This window comes from Pseudomonas sp. TS_SC_3, assembly GCF_056156225.1.
Window position 1 is genome coordinate 1,026,648 of sequence record NZ_CM149586.1, and the last position, 14,404, is coordinate 1,041,051.

At 53.5% G+C, this 14,404-nt stretch carries 16 protein-coding genes; 5 read left to right on the forward strand and 11 right to left on the reverse strand.

All coding sequences use genetic code 11. From position 1 onward, the window contains the following. Window positions 1–2: 2 nt before the first annotated feature. From AC0J6G_RS05135 to AC0J6G_RS05145, 3 genes are all read right to left on the reverse strand, one after another. On the reverse strand, window positions 3–398 hold the full coding sequence (locus AC0J6G_RS05135) for a hypothetical protein (RefSeq protein WP_475251905.1): 396 nt from the start codon (window positions 396–398) through the stop codon (window positions 3–5). Window positions 399–465: 67 nt separating this feature from the next. Next, entirely contained in the window at window positions 466–774 is a 309-nt protein-coding gene (locus AC0J6G_RS05140; RefSeq protein WP_475251907.1) for a hypothetical protein, read from the reverse strand. Between the two features lie 1,145 nt (window positions 775–1,919). Then, complete coding sequence (locus tag AC0J6G_RS05145; RefSeq protein WP_475251909.1) at window positions 1,920–2,519, reverse strand: hypothetical protein; 600 nt, start codon at window positions 2,517–2,519, stop codon at window positions 1,920–1,922. A 90-nt stretch (window positions 2,520–2,609) separates the two neighbouring features. Here AC0J6G_RS05145 and AC0J6G_RS05150 point away from each other — a divergent pair, with 90 nt between their 5' ends. From AC0J6G_RS05150 to AC0J6G_RS05160, 3 genes are all read left to right on the forward strand, one after another. After that, complete coding sequence (locus tag AC0J6G_RS05150) at window positions 2,610–3,854, forward strand: hypothetical protein (RefSeq protein WP_475251911.1); 1,245 nt, start codon at window positions 2,610–2,612, stop codon at window positions 3,852–3,854. Window positions 3,855–4,077: 223 nt separating this feature from the next. After that, a complete protein-coding gene (locus AC0J6G_RS05155; RefSeq protein ID WP_475251913.1) occupies window positions 4,078–4,755 on the forward strand; it encodes an inovirus Gp2 family protein in 678 nt (225 codons plus the stop codon). A gap of 34 nt (window positions 4,756–4,789) precedes the next feature. Continuing rightward, the gene (locus tag AC0J6G_RS05160) at window positions 4,790–4,984 is read left to right on the forward strand and encodes an AlpA family transcriptional regulator (RefSeq protein WP_475251915.1); all 195 of its coding nucleotides are present in this window, start codon (window positions 4,790–4,792) and stop codon (window positions 4,982–4,984) included. A gap of 180 nt (window positions 4,985–5,164) precedes the next feature. On the opposite strand, the gene AC0J6G_RS05165 is transcribed toward AC0J6G_RS05160, so the two are convergent. Together AC0J6G_RS05165 and AC0J6G_RS05170 are read right to left on the reverse strand one after the other, a co-directional pair. Next, on the reverse strand, window positions 5,165–5,659 hold the full coding sequence (locus AC0J6G_RS05165) for a JAB domain-containing protein (protein ID WP_475251917.1): 495 nt from the start codon (window positions 5,657–5,659) through the stop codon (window positions 5,165–5,167). A gap of 101 nt (window positions 5,660–5,760) precedes the next feature. Continuing rightward, on the reverse strand, window positions 5,761–6,951 hold the full coding sequence (locus tag AC0J6G_RS05170; RefSeq protein ID WP_475251919.1) for a hypothetical protein: 1,191 nt from the start codon (window positions 6,949–6,951) through the stop codon (window positions 5,761–5,763). A 177-nt stretch (window positions 6,952–7,128) separates the two neighbouring features. Here AC0J6G_RS05170 and AC0J6G_RS05175 point away from each other — a divergent pair, with 177 nt between their 5' ends. Next, complete coding sequence (locus AC0J6G_RS05175; RefSeq protein ID WP_475251921.1) at window positions 7,129–7,476, forward strand: helix-turn-helix domain-containing protein; 348 nt, start codon at window positions 7,129–7,131, stop codon at window positions 7,474–7,476. Between the two features lie 337 nt (window positions 7,477–7,813). Here AC0J6G_RS05175 and AC0J6G_RS05180 read toward each other — a convergent pair whose 3' ends face one another. From AC0J6G_RS05180 to AC0J6G_RS05205, 6 genes are all read right to left on the reverse strand, one after another. Beyond that, complete coding sequence (locus AC0J6G_RS05180; protein WP_475251923.1) at window positions 7,814–8,707, reverse strand: recombination directionality factor; 894 nt, start codon at window positions 8,705–8,707, stop codon at window positions 7,814–7,816. A 77-nt stretch (window positions 8,708–8,784) separates the two neighbouring features. Beyond that, window positions 8,785–9,789, reverse strand: coding sequence for a YqaJ viral recombinase family nuclease (locus AC0J6G_RS05185; protein WP_475251925.1), 1,005 nt, complete (start codon window positions 9,787–9,789; stop codon window positions 8,785–8,787). A 75-nt stretch (window positions 9,790–9,864) separates the two neighbouring features. Beyond that, complete coding sequence (locus AC0J6G_RS05190) at window positions 9,865–10,833, reverse strand: DUF932 domain-containing protein (protein ID WP_475251927.1); 969 nt, start codon at window positions 10,831–10,833, stop codon at window positions 9,865–9,867. 109 nt (window positions 10,834–10,942) lie between these two features. Further along, window positions 10,943–11,278 carry a hypothetical protein gene (locus tag AC0J6G_RS05195; RefSeq protein WP_475251929.1) on the reverse strand — a complete coding sequence of 112 codons (336 nt, stop codon included), beginning with the start codon at window positions 11,276–11,278 and terminating at the stop codon, window positions 10,943–10,945. A 114-nt stretch (window positions 11,279–11,392) separates the two neighbouring features. After that, window positions 11,393–12,181 carry a hypothetical protein gene (locus AC0J6G_RS05200; protein WP_475251931.1) on the reverse strand — a complete coding sequence of 263 codons (789 nt, stop codon included), beginning with the start codon at window positions 12,179–12,181 and terminating at the stop codon, window positions 11,393–11,395. A gap of 243 nt (window positions 12,182–12,424) precedes the next feature. Beyond that, window positions 12,425–13,417, reverse strand: a complete 993-nt coding sequence (locus tag AC0J6G_RS05205; RefSeq protein ID WP_475251933.1) for a helix-turn-helix transcriptional regulator — start codon at window positions 13,415–13,417, stop codon at window positions 12,425–12,427. A gap of 83 nt (window positions 13,418–13,500) precedes the next feature. On the opposite strand from AC0J6G_RS05205, the gene AC0J6G_RS05210 reads away from it, so the two are divergent. Continuing rightward, on the forward strand, window positions 13,501–14,379 hold the full coding sequence (locus AC0J6G_RS05210; RefSeq protein WP_475251935.1) for a tetratricopeptide repeat protein: 879 nt from the start codon (window positions 13,501–13,503) through the stop codon (window positions 14,377–14,379). Window positions 14,380–14,404: the final 25 nt, after the last annotated feature.

Below are 14,404 nucleotides of genomic sequence, written 5' to 3' on the forward strand. Positions count from 1 at the left end.
GATCAGCCTCCGGCTTCCAGATTTTTCACGCGGAGAATTCGGCGTGCCTGGGCTTGCCCCACTAGCCATGCGATCAGTTCGGCGTAATTAATCTCACCCACCTCTGTGATGGCTTGGCGGGTTGCCTCCAGGCTGGCGATCATCGCGTGCATCGCCTGTGCGTCGAGCATGCGTGACATACCAGCGCGGGATTGCAGGGTGACAGGCTCCAGCAAGGCGTCGAAGGCATCTTGCAAGACCAGAAGTCGCGACAAGCAATTGAGTTGGACTTGTATATTGACTGGTGGCGCAGTTGTACCAAGAAAACCGGCGAGATTGATGAGCCTGCGTCCCAGGCGTTTGCTACCAGAGGCGTCTTGCAGCAGGGCTTCGAGGTTTTCTTTAATCAGGCGATCCATGGGCACGCTCCCGAATGACGTGTAGGGAGCATGTTGCATTGGTGCGACAGAATGCGTCGCGATGTTTTCAGCCGAGCTCAATGCTCCAGGTGCCATTGCTATAAGTTGCACCGGGTCGGTTGGTTTGCCACTTACCCTCCAGCAGATCCTCGGCGGTACGCCTCAGTGTGGCGCTATATCGATATCCATCCTCATCATGCTGAAGTATGAAGTGGCCATCTTCAGTCATGCGCCCGTGGTAAGTGATCCTGGCGCTGCCGTCCATATACTCCACGACTATCTCATCGTCACGTAGTACCACTGTACAGTGGCAGTGCTCTTCTCCAGTGTAGCCTGCATAGGTACTGATCATCTCGGAGTTAGGGTAGCAGTTCATGATGATTTCCTTAGTAGATGCTACAGCACTGTATTGTTATTTATGCCACAGGGTGGATAGCAGAAAAAGAGGCTTGGCAGCTAAAGTTTTTCAGGCGTTGAAAGTGCCAGTTGGCAAGTGTCAGCAATGAGCCCAGAAAATGCTATCTCCTCCCAGGTAATGGATACGTAATGAATGATCTTTGCTATTGATTTGGGTAATTCAAAATTTGAGGTCAGGGTGTTGTTCAAGATGTGCTATTAGCTTTTCGCTGAATACTCGTAACAGTTGATATCAACTATCATCGCATTCGAATCCTCAGCACATTGAGCTTCCTGTTGGTGGTTTGGTATGGCCAAAGTATAGATTCGGAAAATCGGTGTACAGGCGGTGCGTCAGTTGATTATTCATTGAAATTGACTATTACTGTTCTCGCTGTTCTATTATGAAGCTATGGATGCTCCACCGTGCATGCTCATGCAATAGTCTAATTGGCGTGGCCTATTGAAAGTATCAGTACAAAACTAAAATTTTGAGTCCGCTACGCGTATCCTTTATAGAAGGCGCCAAAGCCGACCTCGGGCTCAATGTGGTGCGACCATCCAACGTTTCGAATAAAAACATGCCTCATTGAACTATATGTTTGGGCTTTCATTGTGTTCGCCATTTCGTCGTGCCAATTGCAATAAATGAGAAGGCCTTCCATTAGGCTAATAGTTTCGTCTGTGGCCCGTCCTCGCTCAAATTTCGGTGTCCCAAGAGTTAGCATGAATTGAAGTTTAGGGTGAGATGCCTTGAGTTCTGCGAGTCGCTCTCTGTGATCTCGTTGTTGATTGCGTAATGCGACTGTTTGCCTAGTGGTAATTCCAATGTAATAAGGAATCCAAGCGTCACTGTTTTGAGCAACGATAGAATAGAAATAGGCTGTTTCGTTGTCGGGTATGCCTGTAGTGAATAGGTCTTGGTGAGATACTGGCTCGGACCACCTAATTTCTGCTATTACGTCGAAATAACTTGGCCATGCTGCTTGAAAATTGCCATCAATCATTTTTAACTGAACCAGTTTAGGGGGTTAGTCGCAATTGTGTAGATTTTTGTATGTGTTAAGTTTTTCGCAGTGCGCGCCGTCGGGTTTATTTGGTCTGAGATTTTTCTTAGGAATAGAATTAGTCGTCCTGGCTTGTCGGGTTTAAAGTGGTTTTTAATTTTTCTATAGTGCCTAAGTCTAATGATACCCCTTCGTTAAGTAGTTTTTCTGATAATGTTAAAGCTATGATTCTGAGTGCCTCTATCTGTCCTTCTTGCTCTTTAATTTTATTTTTCAATTCAGAAAGTTCAGAGCGATGGGCTGCTGTATTCTCTATAGTGCTGCTGAGCTTGTTAATCTCCCTAGAAATGCCGATCTCTCTCTTGGTTTTTATAGTTTTTACTTTTTCTTCAAAAACACGCTTGTAGTGTTGTTTGGCTGCGTGGTTGAGGTCAATTATTTCTTCTAGGGTTTCGGTCAGGCCGCGTTTGCCTTGAATTTTTTTAAGTGTACTAAAGGCTGTCGGTGAAATATCGCAGCTAAGAGATTTTCTCTTTGCTCTGTATATGTGTGAATACCAGCGTTGCTTTGTCTTCTTAAAGTCATCCTCATTTAGCATATTTAAATATTTCAGGATGCTATGGTCATCGCGTGCCCAAATCGGAGCTGTTTTTTTCAGCCAGTCATGGATGTTTGGGTCTTGGTTAAACCAGTCGCTGCGTGATAGATTTTTTTTCATGTAATCTCTTGTGATTTATTCTAGTATTACATGAGATCTTACGTGGTATTTTTTCAAGGTGTAAAGGGGTGGGAAAAGAGGATTAACAGGGTGGAAAACAAGGATAAAGGGATTCAGGTTTACGCTGCATGCCGTGTTTTCGCTTGTAAGAAGGAGCTCTCGCTTAGGGCGCGCTTCCTTCTTTTCAGACTGGTTGAGTTTTATGGTCTAGGGGTGGTTGATCAGCGTGGGGTAGGTGGAGTGCAGCGTCTTGCCGAAGCCGCTGGCTTTAGCAAGGGCTCGCTGAGTAATACCTTAAAGGCTCTCGTTGATCAGGGCGTGCTTATAGAGGAGCGTGAGTTAACCAACGGGAGGCCCAGAAAGACCTACAGCCTTTCGCCGGACTTGAAGGAGGAAGTGCTCACTAAGTCGCCACGAGATTTTCAGGCGCCTTGGCTGGCCCGATTGCTGGGCTCAGATGATCCTGTTTTTAGCGGACTTTCGATATCTGAAAGAACTCTATTAGCGATCTTGTGGGGTTTGCTCCCTAAACCGATGTTATGTGTGCTTGATGGCTGGAGTGTTCAACGTCTATCAAAATTGGCCGGTGTTGATCGGTCCACTTTTAATGAAAACGTCCGTAGGCTCGAGCAGAAGAAGATGCTGGTGGTGCCTGGTGCGGCGTTTGCTTCTGGCGGAGCGAGGGATAAGACCAAGACTTACTTTTTGCTCGGACCCGCAGTGATAGAGTGTTGGCCCAGAGCCTACACATGGACACTTGATTTGACGGGTGTGTTAGGTTGGTTTGCAGGAAAGGAAGATCAGTTCAGCGCTAGAAAGCTGATGCAGCTTGTTGATAGTAGGGCGTTAAGGGTAAGTGAAATTGAGATCGGTGTCAGGGCTGAGTTACTTCAACTCTTTAATGATGCGGCCAGTCGTGACTTTGTCTTTCATCAGTGCTGCGCTGCTATCTCACATGCCTTCTCCCATGGTGGAAGTGATTTTTTGAATGCAAATATTTTTTATCCTAGAGTGCAGGCGGCGCTGTTAAGGCTATTACGAATGCCAGTGGCAGGTCATGGCTGGTACCACAAGGCCATTGAGGATATGGACTTAAGTAAACTTGATGCCAGATCTCGAGTGTTATTTGTCTTTGCAGAACAGGTTGCATTTTTCTTGGGTGTCGAGTTAAAGAAGCTGCTTTCCTTTGCTCTTGGTTCTAAGGAGTTTGGGCGAGGGAGTCGGCATATGGTTTGCTATCTCGTGGGTGAGGGTGAGGCATGCAAGATGCGCCTTGACCTTGTCGCTGATAACAGCGATGCAGGGGATAAGTTCAGAGCAAATTTGTTGGTCTGACACCAACGAGGTCTGCTTGATTTACCTGATCATCTGCGGCTAAAGGCTGATCATTGAGCACTGCTATTGTGTTGGTTAGTTAATATTATTATTAGATACTGGGGTGTTTAACCCTAGTGTTAGCCAGGGGCTGTTACTGTGTGTAGTTTGTGCTGGTAGGTGTGAGTATGTGAATGTTTACCGGTCGGGGTAGTTCCTATGAAGCTCATCATAGGAACTGCTCATGTACTATCAACCACCACTTGGCTCGACTCAATGGCGAGGACTCTCTGTCCACTGCCGACCCCATGAAATTAACTTTGACTATCTGGAGAGCATCCACTCCTTGCTCTCAGATATTGTGATGATCCACCCACGGTGGACAGTGATTCGGTTAGACCTGCATGTGCCCGAGGGATGTTTTATGCCCCAGAGGGTAATAACCGAATTCATTGAATCTCTCAAAAGCCAGCTTGCTCATGCTCAGTCTATCAAGGCTGCAGCAGGGAAGAGAGCGTACAACCCGATGCTCCGCTATGTCTGGGTACGCGAATGGGAGAGTGCTAGTAATCCGCATTACCACGTGGCGCTAATGCTCAACCGTGATGCTTATTTTTCCCTGGGAAATTATACGAATTTACAGTCACTTGATTGCAGTTATGACCAAATGCTTGCTGGCCGCATGTGCAAGGCTTGGGGGGTTGCGCTGGGCCTAGATTGGACGGTCGCCATGAATGGCGTTCAATTTGTACTTAACCCCGTATCGCCTCTACAGGTCCAGGACGAAGACTTCGAGAAACAGTTTCGTTCGGTCTTTTATCGCCTGAGCTACTTCGCCAAAAAGAAGACCAAGGTGTATGGGGACGGGCAGCGTAACTTTGGCATGAGTCAGCTTAGCCGTCTTCAAACCTTACAGCCCTGAGCCATCTCATGGACTAACTATCGGAGTGCCGACCATGAGACTGATTCGACTGAAAGAAGTGATGCGACTGACCGGCCTTGGCCGCTCTACTGTTTACAAGGTCATGAAAGAGGGGCGCTTCCCTGGCTCGGTTGCTTTGGGAGGCAAGGCTGTAGCCTGGGTTGAGTCTGAAGTGCAGGAGTGGATCCTGGCCCGGCTCCGTGAGCGAGACGGTCAGCCATCTCTGTGATGCGCTGTATAGCGGGTAGTGGGACATGTGTCCCACTGGCTGCTGCAGGGGATCACTCTATCAAGACAAAAAAATATCAGGGCAATGAATCAGCGTGGGCAGCCGCTGAGCTGCCCACGCTGATCAAAGCCAGTGCCTGTCTGTTCCATTTTTCTTCTTCAGGTAGCCCTGAATTAGCTTTCACAGGTATCCCTGTTCGGCCAGTGATACGCAGCCTTCAGAGCCCACAATGATGTGATCGAGCGTGCGTATGCTCACCAACTCTAGTGCTTGTTTGAGCTTACTGGTCAGCACGCGGTCTGCTTGGCTGGGTTCAGGATCACCTGAAGGGTGGTTGTGAACCAGGATGACGGCAGCCGCGTTATGAGTAAGGGCGAGTTTCACGACTTCCCTCGGGTAGACGCTGGCGGCGTCCAGAGTGCCGCGAAAAAGCTCTTGGAATCGAATCACACGGTGCTTGCAGTCCAGCAGTACCAATGCAAACACCTCGTGCTCATAGTCCTGCAGCAGGATCTGCAGGTAACTGAATACTTCCTTGGGTTGATGCAGGACCTGCCCTTTGCGCAGCCGCTGGCAGGCAAGGCGCTGGGCCATCTGCAGTATGTCATTTTCGGTCACAGGTGCATCGGCGATGTAGGTGCCGGCCGATTCACCGGCCCTGAACTTGGCAGTCATAAGACCTCCATGAGGCTGTTTTGAATGGGCATAAAAAAACCGCCAGATCAGTCGATGATCTGGCGGCTTGATGGGGCGGACTGAGCGGGGTCAGGGCGGAGTCAGGGCTGCTTGCCTTTGCTGCACCAGTCTTCCCACTCGCTGATCTGGTCACGGATGATTGCTACCTCTTCACCTTCCTCCTCGCGATAAGCTGCAATCCACGCATCCAGGCAAGCATCAGGATTTAAACCCGCAGAAGCGGGCTTTGGTTCAGGAATACGATCCAGTTTTATTAGCAGAGGTGCTTTATGGCGCATCTCTGCATATGTCTTTGGCGTATTGCCGTAAACGTCTCGGAGGCTGCCAAGTCCGGCATTACCGTGCCCAAAGGTTCTAGCCTGTCCGTCGCTATAGATGCCTTCCAGGCCTGACCAAACAAGCTCGATTTTTTCGTCTTTGACGACCCACTGAAAGACTTCAGCTACTGACTCGATAAAGGCAGCGTTTTCAAACTCGGCCATTTTTTGGCTGCGCTCGGCTTCAAGCGCTGCCTGCTGGGCTTCGTATTGACTCTGCATCTGCGCAATGGTCTCTTGCGCCTTTCTGACCCTCTCCTGTGCATAGGCGGCAGACTCGGCACCCCGAGCTTGCTGGACGCCAGCTAGGCGAGCGCGTTCTTCTTCAATAGCGGCTTGTATTTTGGGGAGGGTGGCTTCTATGGCCAGGCGCAACTCATTCTCAGTCTGCTTATGTTCATGAAACCCTCGTGATGTAGGGTCTAGAACGTATCCGTTGTAATAGCGCTGGGTGAGCGCTACGACTTCTTGTGCAAGCGGGAGGTTGCTATACAGGCTTCTAGGTGGCGGGTTCTCGTTGAGCATTTCACTCAGATTTTGCAGTTCAACGAGGCGATCGCTTTCCAGTGGTGCGCGATTAGTGGGGGCAGGCTTGTTCAGGGCATTTTCGGCTGACTCCAACTCCTGCTGCCACCCTTCCAAGTGCGGCTTGATGGCAGGTCTTACCGATTCGTAGTAGCTGATCAGGTAGTTCTTCTGCCGATCGTATTCAGTCTTGTAGAACGCCTCGATACCGGTGATGTGGCACTTGTACTGGACGAGCTCACGATCTCTGTTGTCGGTGATGACATCCCATTCGACGCTGTCACAGATGTCTCGATTACTGAATGCCTGATCAACAGTGTATTGCTCGTTCACCTTCAGGCGGGCGTTTTTGACGGTGTCGATAGACTCGTTGCATCCGGCCAGAGCCATCGGCAGAAATGGCACAAGAATGATCTTTCGCAGGCTCATGTGATCCTCGATTTGTAGGTGATATGAATTGGGGGGATGTTGCGCGGGCTGCTTCCTGCAGGTGCATCTCCTGAGTGTTTAGGAGGGATTTCAACCTTTAAGGTTGAGGTTCGGCTTTTTGTGTCCTTCATGTCAATGGGTCGTTGGCCAACCATCTAGGTTGAGATGGGAGGCGACATGTCCGAGATTGATCAGAAGCACTTGGCAGAAGCGGTAGGCCGGGCAATTGCCAAGCAGCGAGTGCGCCAGGGCATGACCCAGGAGGAAGTTGCCGAACGCCTGGGCGTTGGCGGCGAGGCGGTGTCTCGTATTGAGCGAGGTGTCGTGATCCCAAACATCTCGCGCCTACTGGAGTTTGCCGCCATCTTCGAATGTGAGGCCGCAGACTTGCTGACAGAGGCAAGCCCACGGCCTGACGACCAGGCCCAGCGGATCAGTCGGTTGTTGGCTACGGTAGGATCGACTGATCGCCAGTTGATCCTGGGGTTGGTTGAACAGCTGGTGGATCGCCTGGCTGAGGCGTAAGGCCAGCGCTGGGCTGCTGGTCGAAGCGCGCGCCGCAACGCAGGCACAGGCAGTCAAAATCTCCGAAGTGATAGCGCTGAACATCTTGGGCGAATTCCCAGCTCTGGGCGCACCCTGATGTCGCACCATCTACTCCTCGTGCTACCAGCTCAAGCCCAGCCTGAACGCTCACACCTACACGATCATTCATGTGTTGTGTCTGCGTGAAGCCGCGCAGAAAGCCACCCAGCGTTCCCAGTAGCAGCGAGCAGGCTTGCGCTTGCGCTTGCGCTTTGGTGATGATCAGGGTTGATTCGCAGATAAGGCATCGTGTTTCCATGATGGATCTCCTCGTGGGTCAGGACGCCGGCTCTCCGCTGAGCGACTCCAGCTTGGCGGCCAGGGTTGCGCGTTGTGGAGGCAAGGACTCATTGGCCGCTGGTGCGGGGTCAGTGAGCGGAAAGAACTCTTCGGCAATAGCGCCGCTGTCCTCCTCGTTGTCTTCGAAGGCTCCATTGCTCAGCCCCTGCTGTGCTGCGCTATCCAGTGCGCGCTGATCGAAGCCGGCAGATTGCCGCGCCTCATCCAATTGCTGGGCAGCCAGCAGGTTTTCCTCCACGCTCATTCCGCTACGCAGAGTGATGTCCACGTAGAAGATCGGTGTGCCATGGCTTTGCCGGGTCGATTTACCGCGCAAACGTAGTTCCAGCGCCAGGCAGGCCAGGCGGTTGCCGGAGATGGCTTGGAGGTAATGCAGGCGAGCCGCCAGGGTTCGGATGCTGTTGAAGCCAGTGGTGCGAAAGACAAAGCTGCCCAGCGGGTCGTCATCGCCAATGACGACATTCAGTCGACCGTAGGGCTTGCAGGCACCGCCTTTGGCCAGCGGGCAGGCATCGGGGGAGGGGCAGGGCAGTGACTGGATGCCTTCCTGACAGATGCGCTTGCAGGTTTCACCATTACCCACACACACCGGTCGCCCCGTCTGCCGGTCGAACAGGGTGTAGTCCGCACGGAAGTTGAGCTCGGGTTCGTTGAACATAAGACGAATCGGAATGCAGCGCAGCTTGTCTTCTTTGCCTGGGCGTAGCTGGTCATTGAGTGGATGCAGCAGCCAGCCATCCTTGCCCTGGACCTGCGAGGTGATGGTGAATTGATCGTCCTTTTCCGGCAGTCGTTTGCCGTTCCTCTCAACGACCTTGCCAATAGAAATGCGCCCAATCACCGGGGGCGTGAGTGCCAGACCTTTCAACATGATGGTTCTCCTGAACATAAAAAAGGCCACCGGGCATATGCCCAGGTGGCCAAGAGGGAACGAGTGAGTGGGGTAATTCAGTTGATCAGAAAGCGCCGGCTGCCTTCCTTGAGCTTGGAATAGCGGGCCTGCAGGTAAGGCTTTTCTTTAAGCATGCGCTCGACATCGAGCACGTTGCTGTCCTTGGCTTTCTTCCAGCTGATGTAGCCGTGGGAGAACTCCGCCCGTGTGGCATCGCCCATGGCCTGTTGCAACATTTGTTTGAGCTCGGCCTCACGTTTTTCCTTATCAGTAATGGATTGGCGAACGGCCTTGAGCTCCAGGTAGGCGGCTGTCAAACCGGCCCGGCCACTAAAGTCGACGGTCTGGCCGTTGTCCTGCGGATACAAGCATCGCAGCGCTAGCTCAGCCGAAGCGCTGCCATTGGCAGGCGGCGGCGTATCTGTTTCGACGTACTGCCAGAAACGGCGCTCCAACTCGATCAAGCGAACGATCATCTGTTCGTCTCGCTCGATACGGTGAATCTCCAGCGTCTGACCGCCGAGTAAGACGGCCACATCGGCCGCCTGCTTACCGGTAACGGCGAGCTGGTGCATGACCTGCAATTGCACATACTCGGGCACGCCTTCTTTCCAGAGGCGTGCGCCGTTTATGCCGGCGGTTTTGCATTCGAGGATCTGCACATCGTCGGCCCCGATCACCTCACGGTCGATGTTGGCCAGCATCCAAGGCAGTTCAGAGTTGGGGTGTTGCAGTACGGCATTGATCCTCCGTACGCGATTTTTGGTGCGCTTGCTGTAGTGCCAGGCCACGATGGGTTCCAGCACGTTGCCCCAGTACGCGGGGCTTTCTTCGTCGTGGGGATCGGTCTTCGGCAGCTTGGTGTCACGACCGGTTTTCTCCAGCCACAGTTCCAGCTGGGATTTGTAAGGGTTAAGGCCAACTGCCGCTGCAGCATCCGAACTGCCGATGCCTTGCTTACGGATCTGCAGCCAGTCCTCGCGCGGCAGCTCCTTGGTGCTGACCAGGCGCAGGGCAGGGCGTTTCTTAGTGGTGCTGCCATTCAATGACGTTGCTTTCATCGTATTTACCTGCAGACATAAAAACGCCCGGCCAGCACAAGGCTGACCGGGCGCGAGGGTTGATGGAATAGAGGGTTAGGCGGCGAGTTGCAGTGCTGCATTCAGCGCGCGCTGCTTAATCTGTGCGCCCTGGCCGAACCAGGCCGAGTCCATACGGTATTCGTTACTTCGGGCACGGCGTTCGTGGTCGACGTATTCGGTCACCGCATTGAGCAGGCCCCAGGCGGTGCCGCGCGCCGAATCCAACTGACTGCCTCGGCCACGGCCTTCATACAATTCCTGAACCTTGCGCAGGGCGCGCTCGTTGGGCAGCTGTTCGGGTAGCTGAGCAGTGGGGCTGGTCTCGCACATCACGTTCATGAAAAAGCCCAGCGCTTCATGCCACTGCACTTTGCGCTCAGCCAGTGCTCGCATGCGGTACATAAAGTCGTCCCATTGCGAGACGGCGATACCGAGCTGCTTTTTCACCGTGTTTGGATCAAAACGGGTGTTGTGCGGCACCTTGATCGCGCGGCTGGTGCCGTCAAGGGCGATGGTCAGGGTGTTATTGCACACCACGCGAACGGTGGTGGGCGTTGCTGTAGTGGCCAGGGTGCCGTCGCAGGAAGTCGCCAGCAGCAAGTAACCATTCACCTGGTCATTACCCTTTAAGGCCGCACCTTGTCCGGTACGCGCCAGCGCCCAAAACTTACGCCCCCCTTTGAGCACACCGGCAGTTTCCAACTCGTAGCCGGAGACTTCGGTCAGATCCCGATAGAACTCCAGTACTTCACGCGGTTGCACGGTGTGGTAGCGGCTGGAGACCACCGACAGCGGGACCTTGGTATCCGAACGAAAGAGCACCTTCTGTTCTGGAAACGAGTGGATCGTACCGAGGTGACCGATGGCGTCTGATTTGAAGTGCACCGGGCTCTCCATAATCTGCCAGTCCATACCGGCTTCGCGTTGCCAGACTTCAAGGGGCTGCTTTTGCGTGAGCTGATTACCCAGGCCATGCCAAGGTGTGGTGCCGACATAGGCAATTTGCTCGATTTGATGAGCCATAACGATCTCCTTGCCAGAGGAACTGGCTATCGCCCGGCAGATGAGTGCCGAGTCGTTGAGTAGAGGGAATAAATGAAGGCGGATGACGCGCCTGGACACCGAGAAGGGATTACTGGTCGTTGAGGGAAAAGACGTGACCGCAAGCGTGGCACTCGAAGTTATCGAGCACGCGGGCATCAATTTCTTCCCCCATGCGCGCACCGGCCAGGCTGCCTACGGCACCGCCGGCCAAACCGCCGAGGATTGCACCGGCTAAGCCACCCAAGGCAGCGCCGATAGGACCTGCGACCGCACCAAGGGCCGCGCCGCTTTGCGCGCCGGCCACAGCACTCGCCGCACCGGTTGCAGCGCCACCGACAGCGCCAGCAGCTCCGCCTACCTTGCGGGCATGATTACGTGTTCTGACGCGTTCAGAGTTACAGAAAGGGCAGTTGATCGACATCATTCAGACTCCTGAAAAAGGGAAGGCTTAAGAGGGCAATACGCACCCGTCTTCCCTTGAATGATTCAGGTCTGAAATTTCGTTATATCTGGTCGCTGCAGTCAGTAGCGGTGCTCGTCACTGCGGAGAAAAAAACAGTAGTTTCATTTTGCACCCTTCATGCCGATCTGAGAGATGAAGCACTGGAGCGACTTCACATCCGAGTACTTCCTCCAGACCGTCGATTATCTGTGCGTATTCACCGAGCGTAAGCGTAGGCGTGCCTTCAACGACTAGCAGTGCCTCCTGCGCACGATCTGACTGGTGCAGTCGCGCGCGGCTTCGTAAACGCTGCAATGCTTGAAGGGCGGATTTCGCTTGCGCTGAGACGTACCTGCCGATCAGTTGTTGCGGACTCCAGTTGGCATAACTGCCCCAGTCCAGCCCAAACGAATTTGGATTGTCTCGGGCCGCGTATAGGGCGTGCCAGAAGTCGAATATGTCTTGTTCTTTCCGCCATTGATAGACACGAACACCGGGCGCCGACAATGAAGTAACTGATTGGAGGTGATGCACATGGATGATGTAGGCGAGTCCCTTCAGGCGCTCAATATCGGCTGGTGAGGCTAGATGGCCGCATAACCAATGGAGCTCATGGAATCGCAGTTTCGGCCAGGGGGCATCCAGTCCGATGGCTTCGAAACGGTGGTGTGATTGCCTAAGCTTGAGCACTCCGTGTGAACGCTTACCTGCATCATGGAATGCCTTGCATGCCTGAATCGCATCAGCCTCTGTAGCAGCAAGCAAGGCAACCTCGTAGAAACCTTCCTGAATCGGTAGTAGTGACTGCTGCGTAATGATCGACGAGGCGGCGTCCGGATCGTCGCCAATGCCCAGTAGGTAGAAGAGATAATCTCTAGGCCGCATGACCGCGTGCACCGCTATCGGACTTGCACCGGAGCATTGATGCACCTGTACCCGGGGTACTGAGCTTCCGCTGTCACACGTGCCATTTCCGAGTTCACTGCCTGTACAGTGATCTTGAAGTTCGCGCGGGGGCCGGCATTCGCCACCACACGTTGCAAAAAGGCAGAGTAGGTTTTCATTGGCGAGTCTCCCTATTGAAGTGGGAGACATGCTGCTGCAGATGAGCGACGTCCTATGTCGCAATCAATCCTCATTGTAAAGGGCGGCCATACGCTTGGCCGACGCTGCAATTTGTGCACGCAGTGCAGTGGGTTCGAGAACTTCCAGATGCTCACCCTGGCTTAGCAGCCACAAGTCCAAGCCCTGGCTGAGGTGGATGCTGCCGCTCATAAGCCACCAGCCCGTCGTTTCCGGTTCCAGCGTTTGGTCATCGGTGAGCGGGTTCTCATGTAGGCGCTCGCTCAAGGCCTGGCTGACACGGAGGCGGATCTGGACAGGATGATCCGTTCGCAGGCCCACCAGGCTTTGTTGTGCAGGAACTGAATTGATGTCGTAGTCATCTGGCGAAGCGATATCCTCGCGCATCGTGCGTGCGGTTTTAAAACGATGCAGGGGGAGCGCAGCGATACTGCCTTGGGGCAGTCCCTTGAATACGCACGAGAGGTAAATGTTGGAGTCTTGATAGGACAGCCCCAGCGGCTTCAGTTGGAGACGCTTGGGCTCATCGGCGCCACGTTTTTGGTAGAGCGCTTCGACTGACATGCCGTCTAACAGGGCTTGTTGAATGACATCCAGCACCTCTGGTTTGACCACGCTGGGCTGCAGGGTGATGAAGCGCGTGTTGCTGGTGATCTTGCCGGACACATCCTGAGTGGGGCGGCTGCCTTTGAGTAGTGAAACAGCGTAATTGCGCAGCGGAGATAATCGTTCAACCTGTGCCGCCATCCCAAAGCGAGTGGCGTGATTCATGATCATGACCAGATTCATTGCATCTGTTGGCAACATCGATAGTCGAGACAAAGACTTTTCCGCCCACCAAAGTTTTGAGCTTCCGTCTTCCCGGCTGCGTACATGAGGATACTTTTCCTTGAGATCGTTCAGGTCTCGTTGGATTGTCCGCAGGTCGACATTTAGGCCTTGTCGAGTCACACGTTCATGAACGGCTGCGCTGCCCAAGGCGTTTTCCTTGCCGGGAAGAATTCCCAGAATCAGGTCCTGGCGAAATAGCTGATCCACTTGTGCATCCTTGTGCTCAACACGACATGAGGTGTCGCAAGACTCACGGAAAATAGCCCTGCGATCAACGAGAGGGCAGCAGCATGAGCAGATCGGTCTGTGTGTTCAATCTGCTGGAGCGATTACTCCCGATTCCTGAGCAGGTTGTGGTTGTCGAACCGGGTGAGATGCAGCGTCTCTACAGCGGGGTTGGAATTCCATCCTTGCGCACCGCGGAGCTCGTGGGGCAGGCCAGGTTCGCCAATCTGCACGAAGTCAAAGCGGCCAATTCGCTGCTGGGATTGGTTGACCCGATCGAGATCCATCAGGCGTATGCCTGTCTGAGGGCTGCGGCTGTTGAAGGTGACTCCGATGCAATGAATGACTTGGGCTGGCTATGGCTTAACGGCACTAAGTTGGCCTATGCCCCGACATTGGCTAGGCGGCTGTTTAAGCTAGCTGCTGTCGAGGGCAGTGGCGAGGCGCTATTCAACCTGGCTGAGCAGGCTTACTACGGCAAGGGTATGGCCGCGAATCTTGCTCTTGCTATCGACTACTACGAGCAAGCGTTCGAGTACGGCGTGCCAAGTGCTGCGCTGGCGATTGGAGCAATTTACGAGGAGGGCGATGAAGGTGTCATTGTCGACCATGGCAGGGCAATGCTCTGGTACAAGCGGGCGGTCGAGGAGGGGGATGTACTAGCAGGATTTTATCTGGGGCGGCTGGCACTGAATGAAGCATCGGCAGAGCACGACATGGCCTGCGGAGTGTACTGGTTGCAATGGTCTGCAATGCTCGGTGAACGATGCGCGAGCGAAGCGCTTGTTGATCTGTACGGTTCACCGTTCAATACACCACCTGATCCCGAGCGTCGGCTGTACCGCTTCTGGCGTGATTTCGCTATTGAGCAGGGGAGTAACACAACGATCGCGATGAGGGATGTAGATGAGGTTTCTAGATTGCGCTTCGCTGAGGACAATTGATTTACTCCCAACCTTAGGCTTTGGT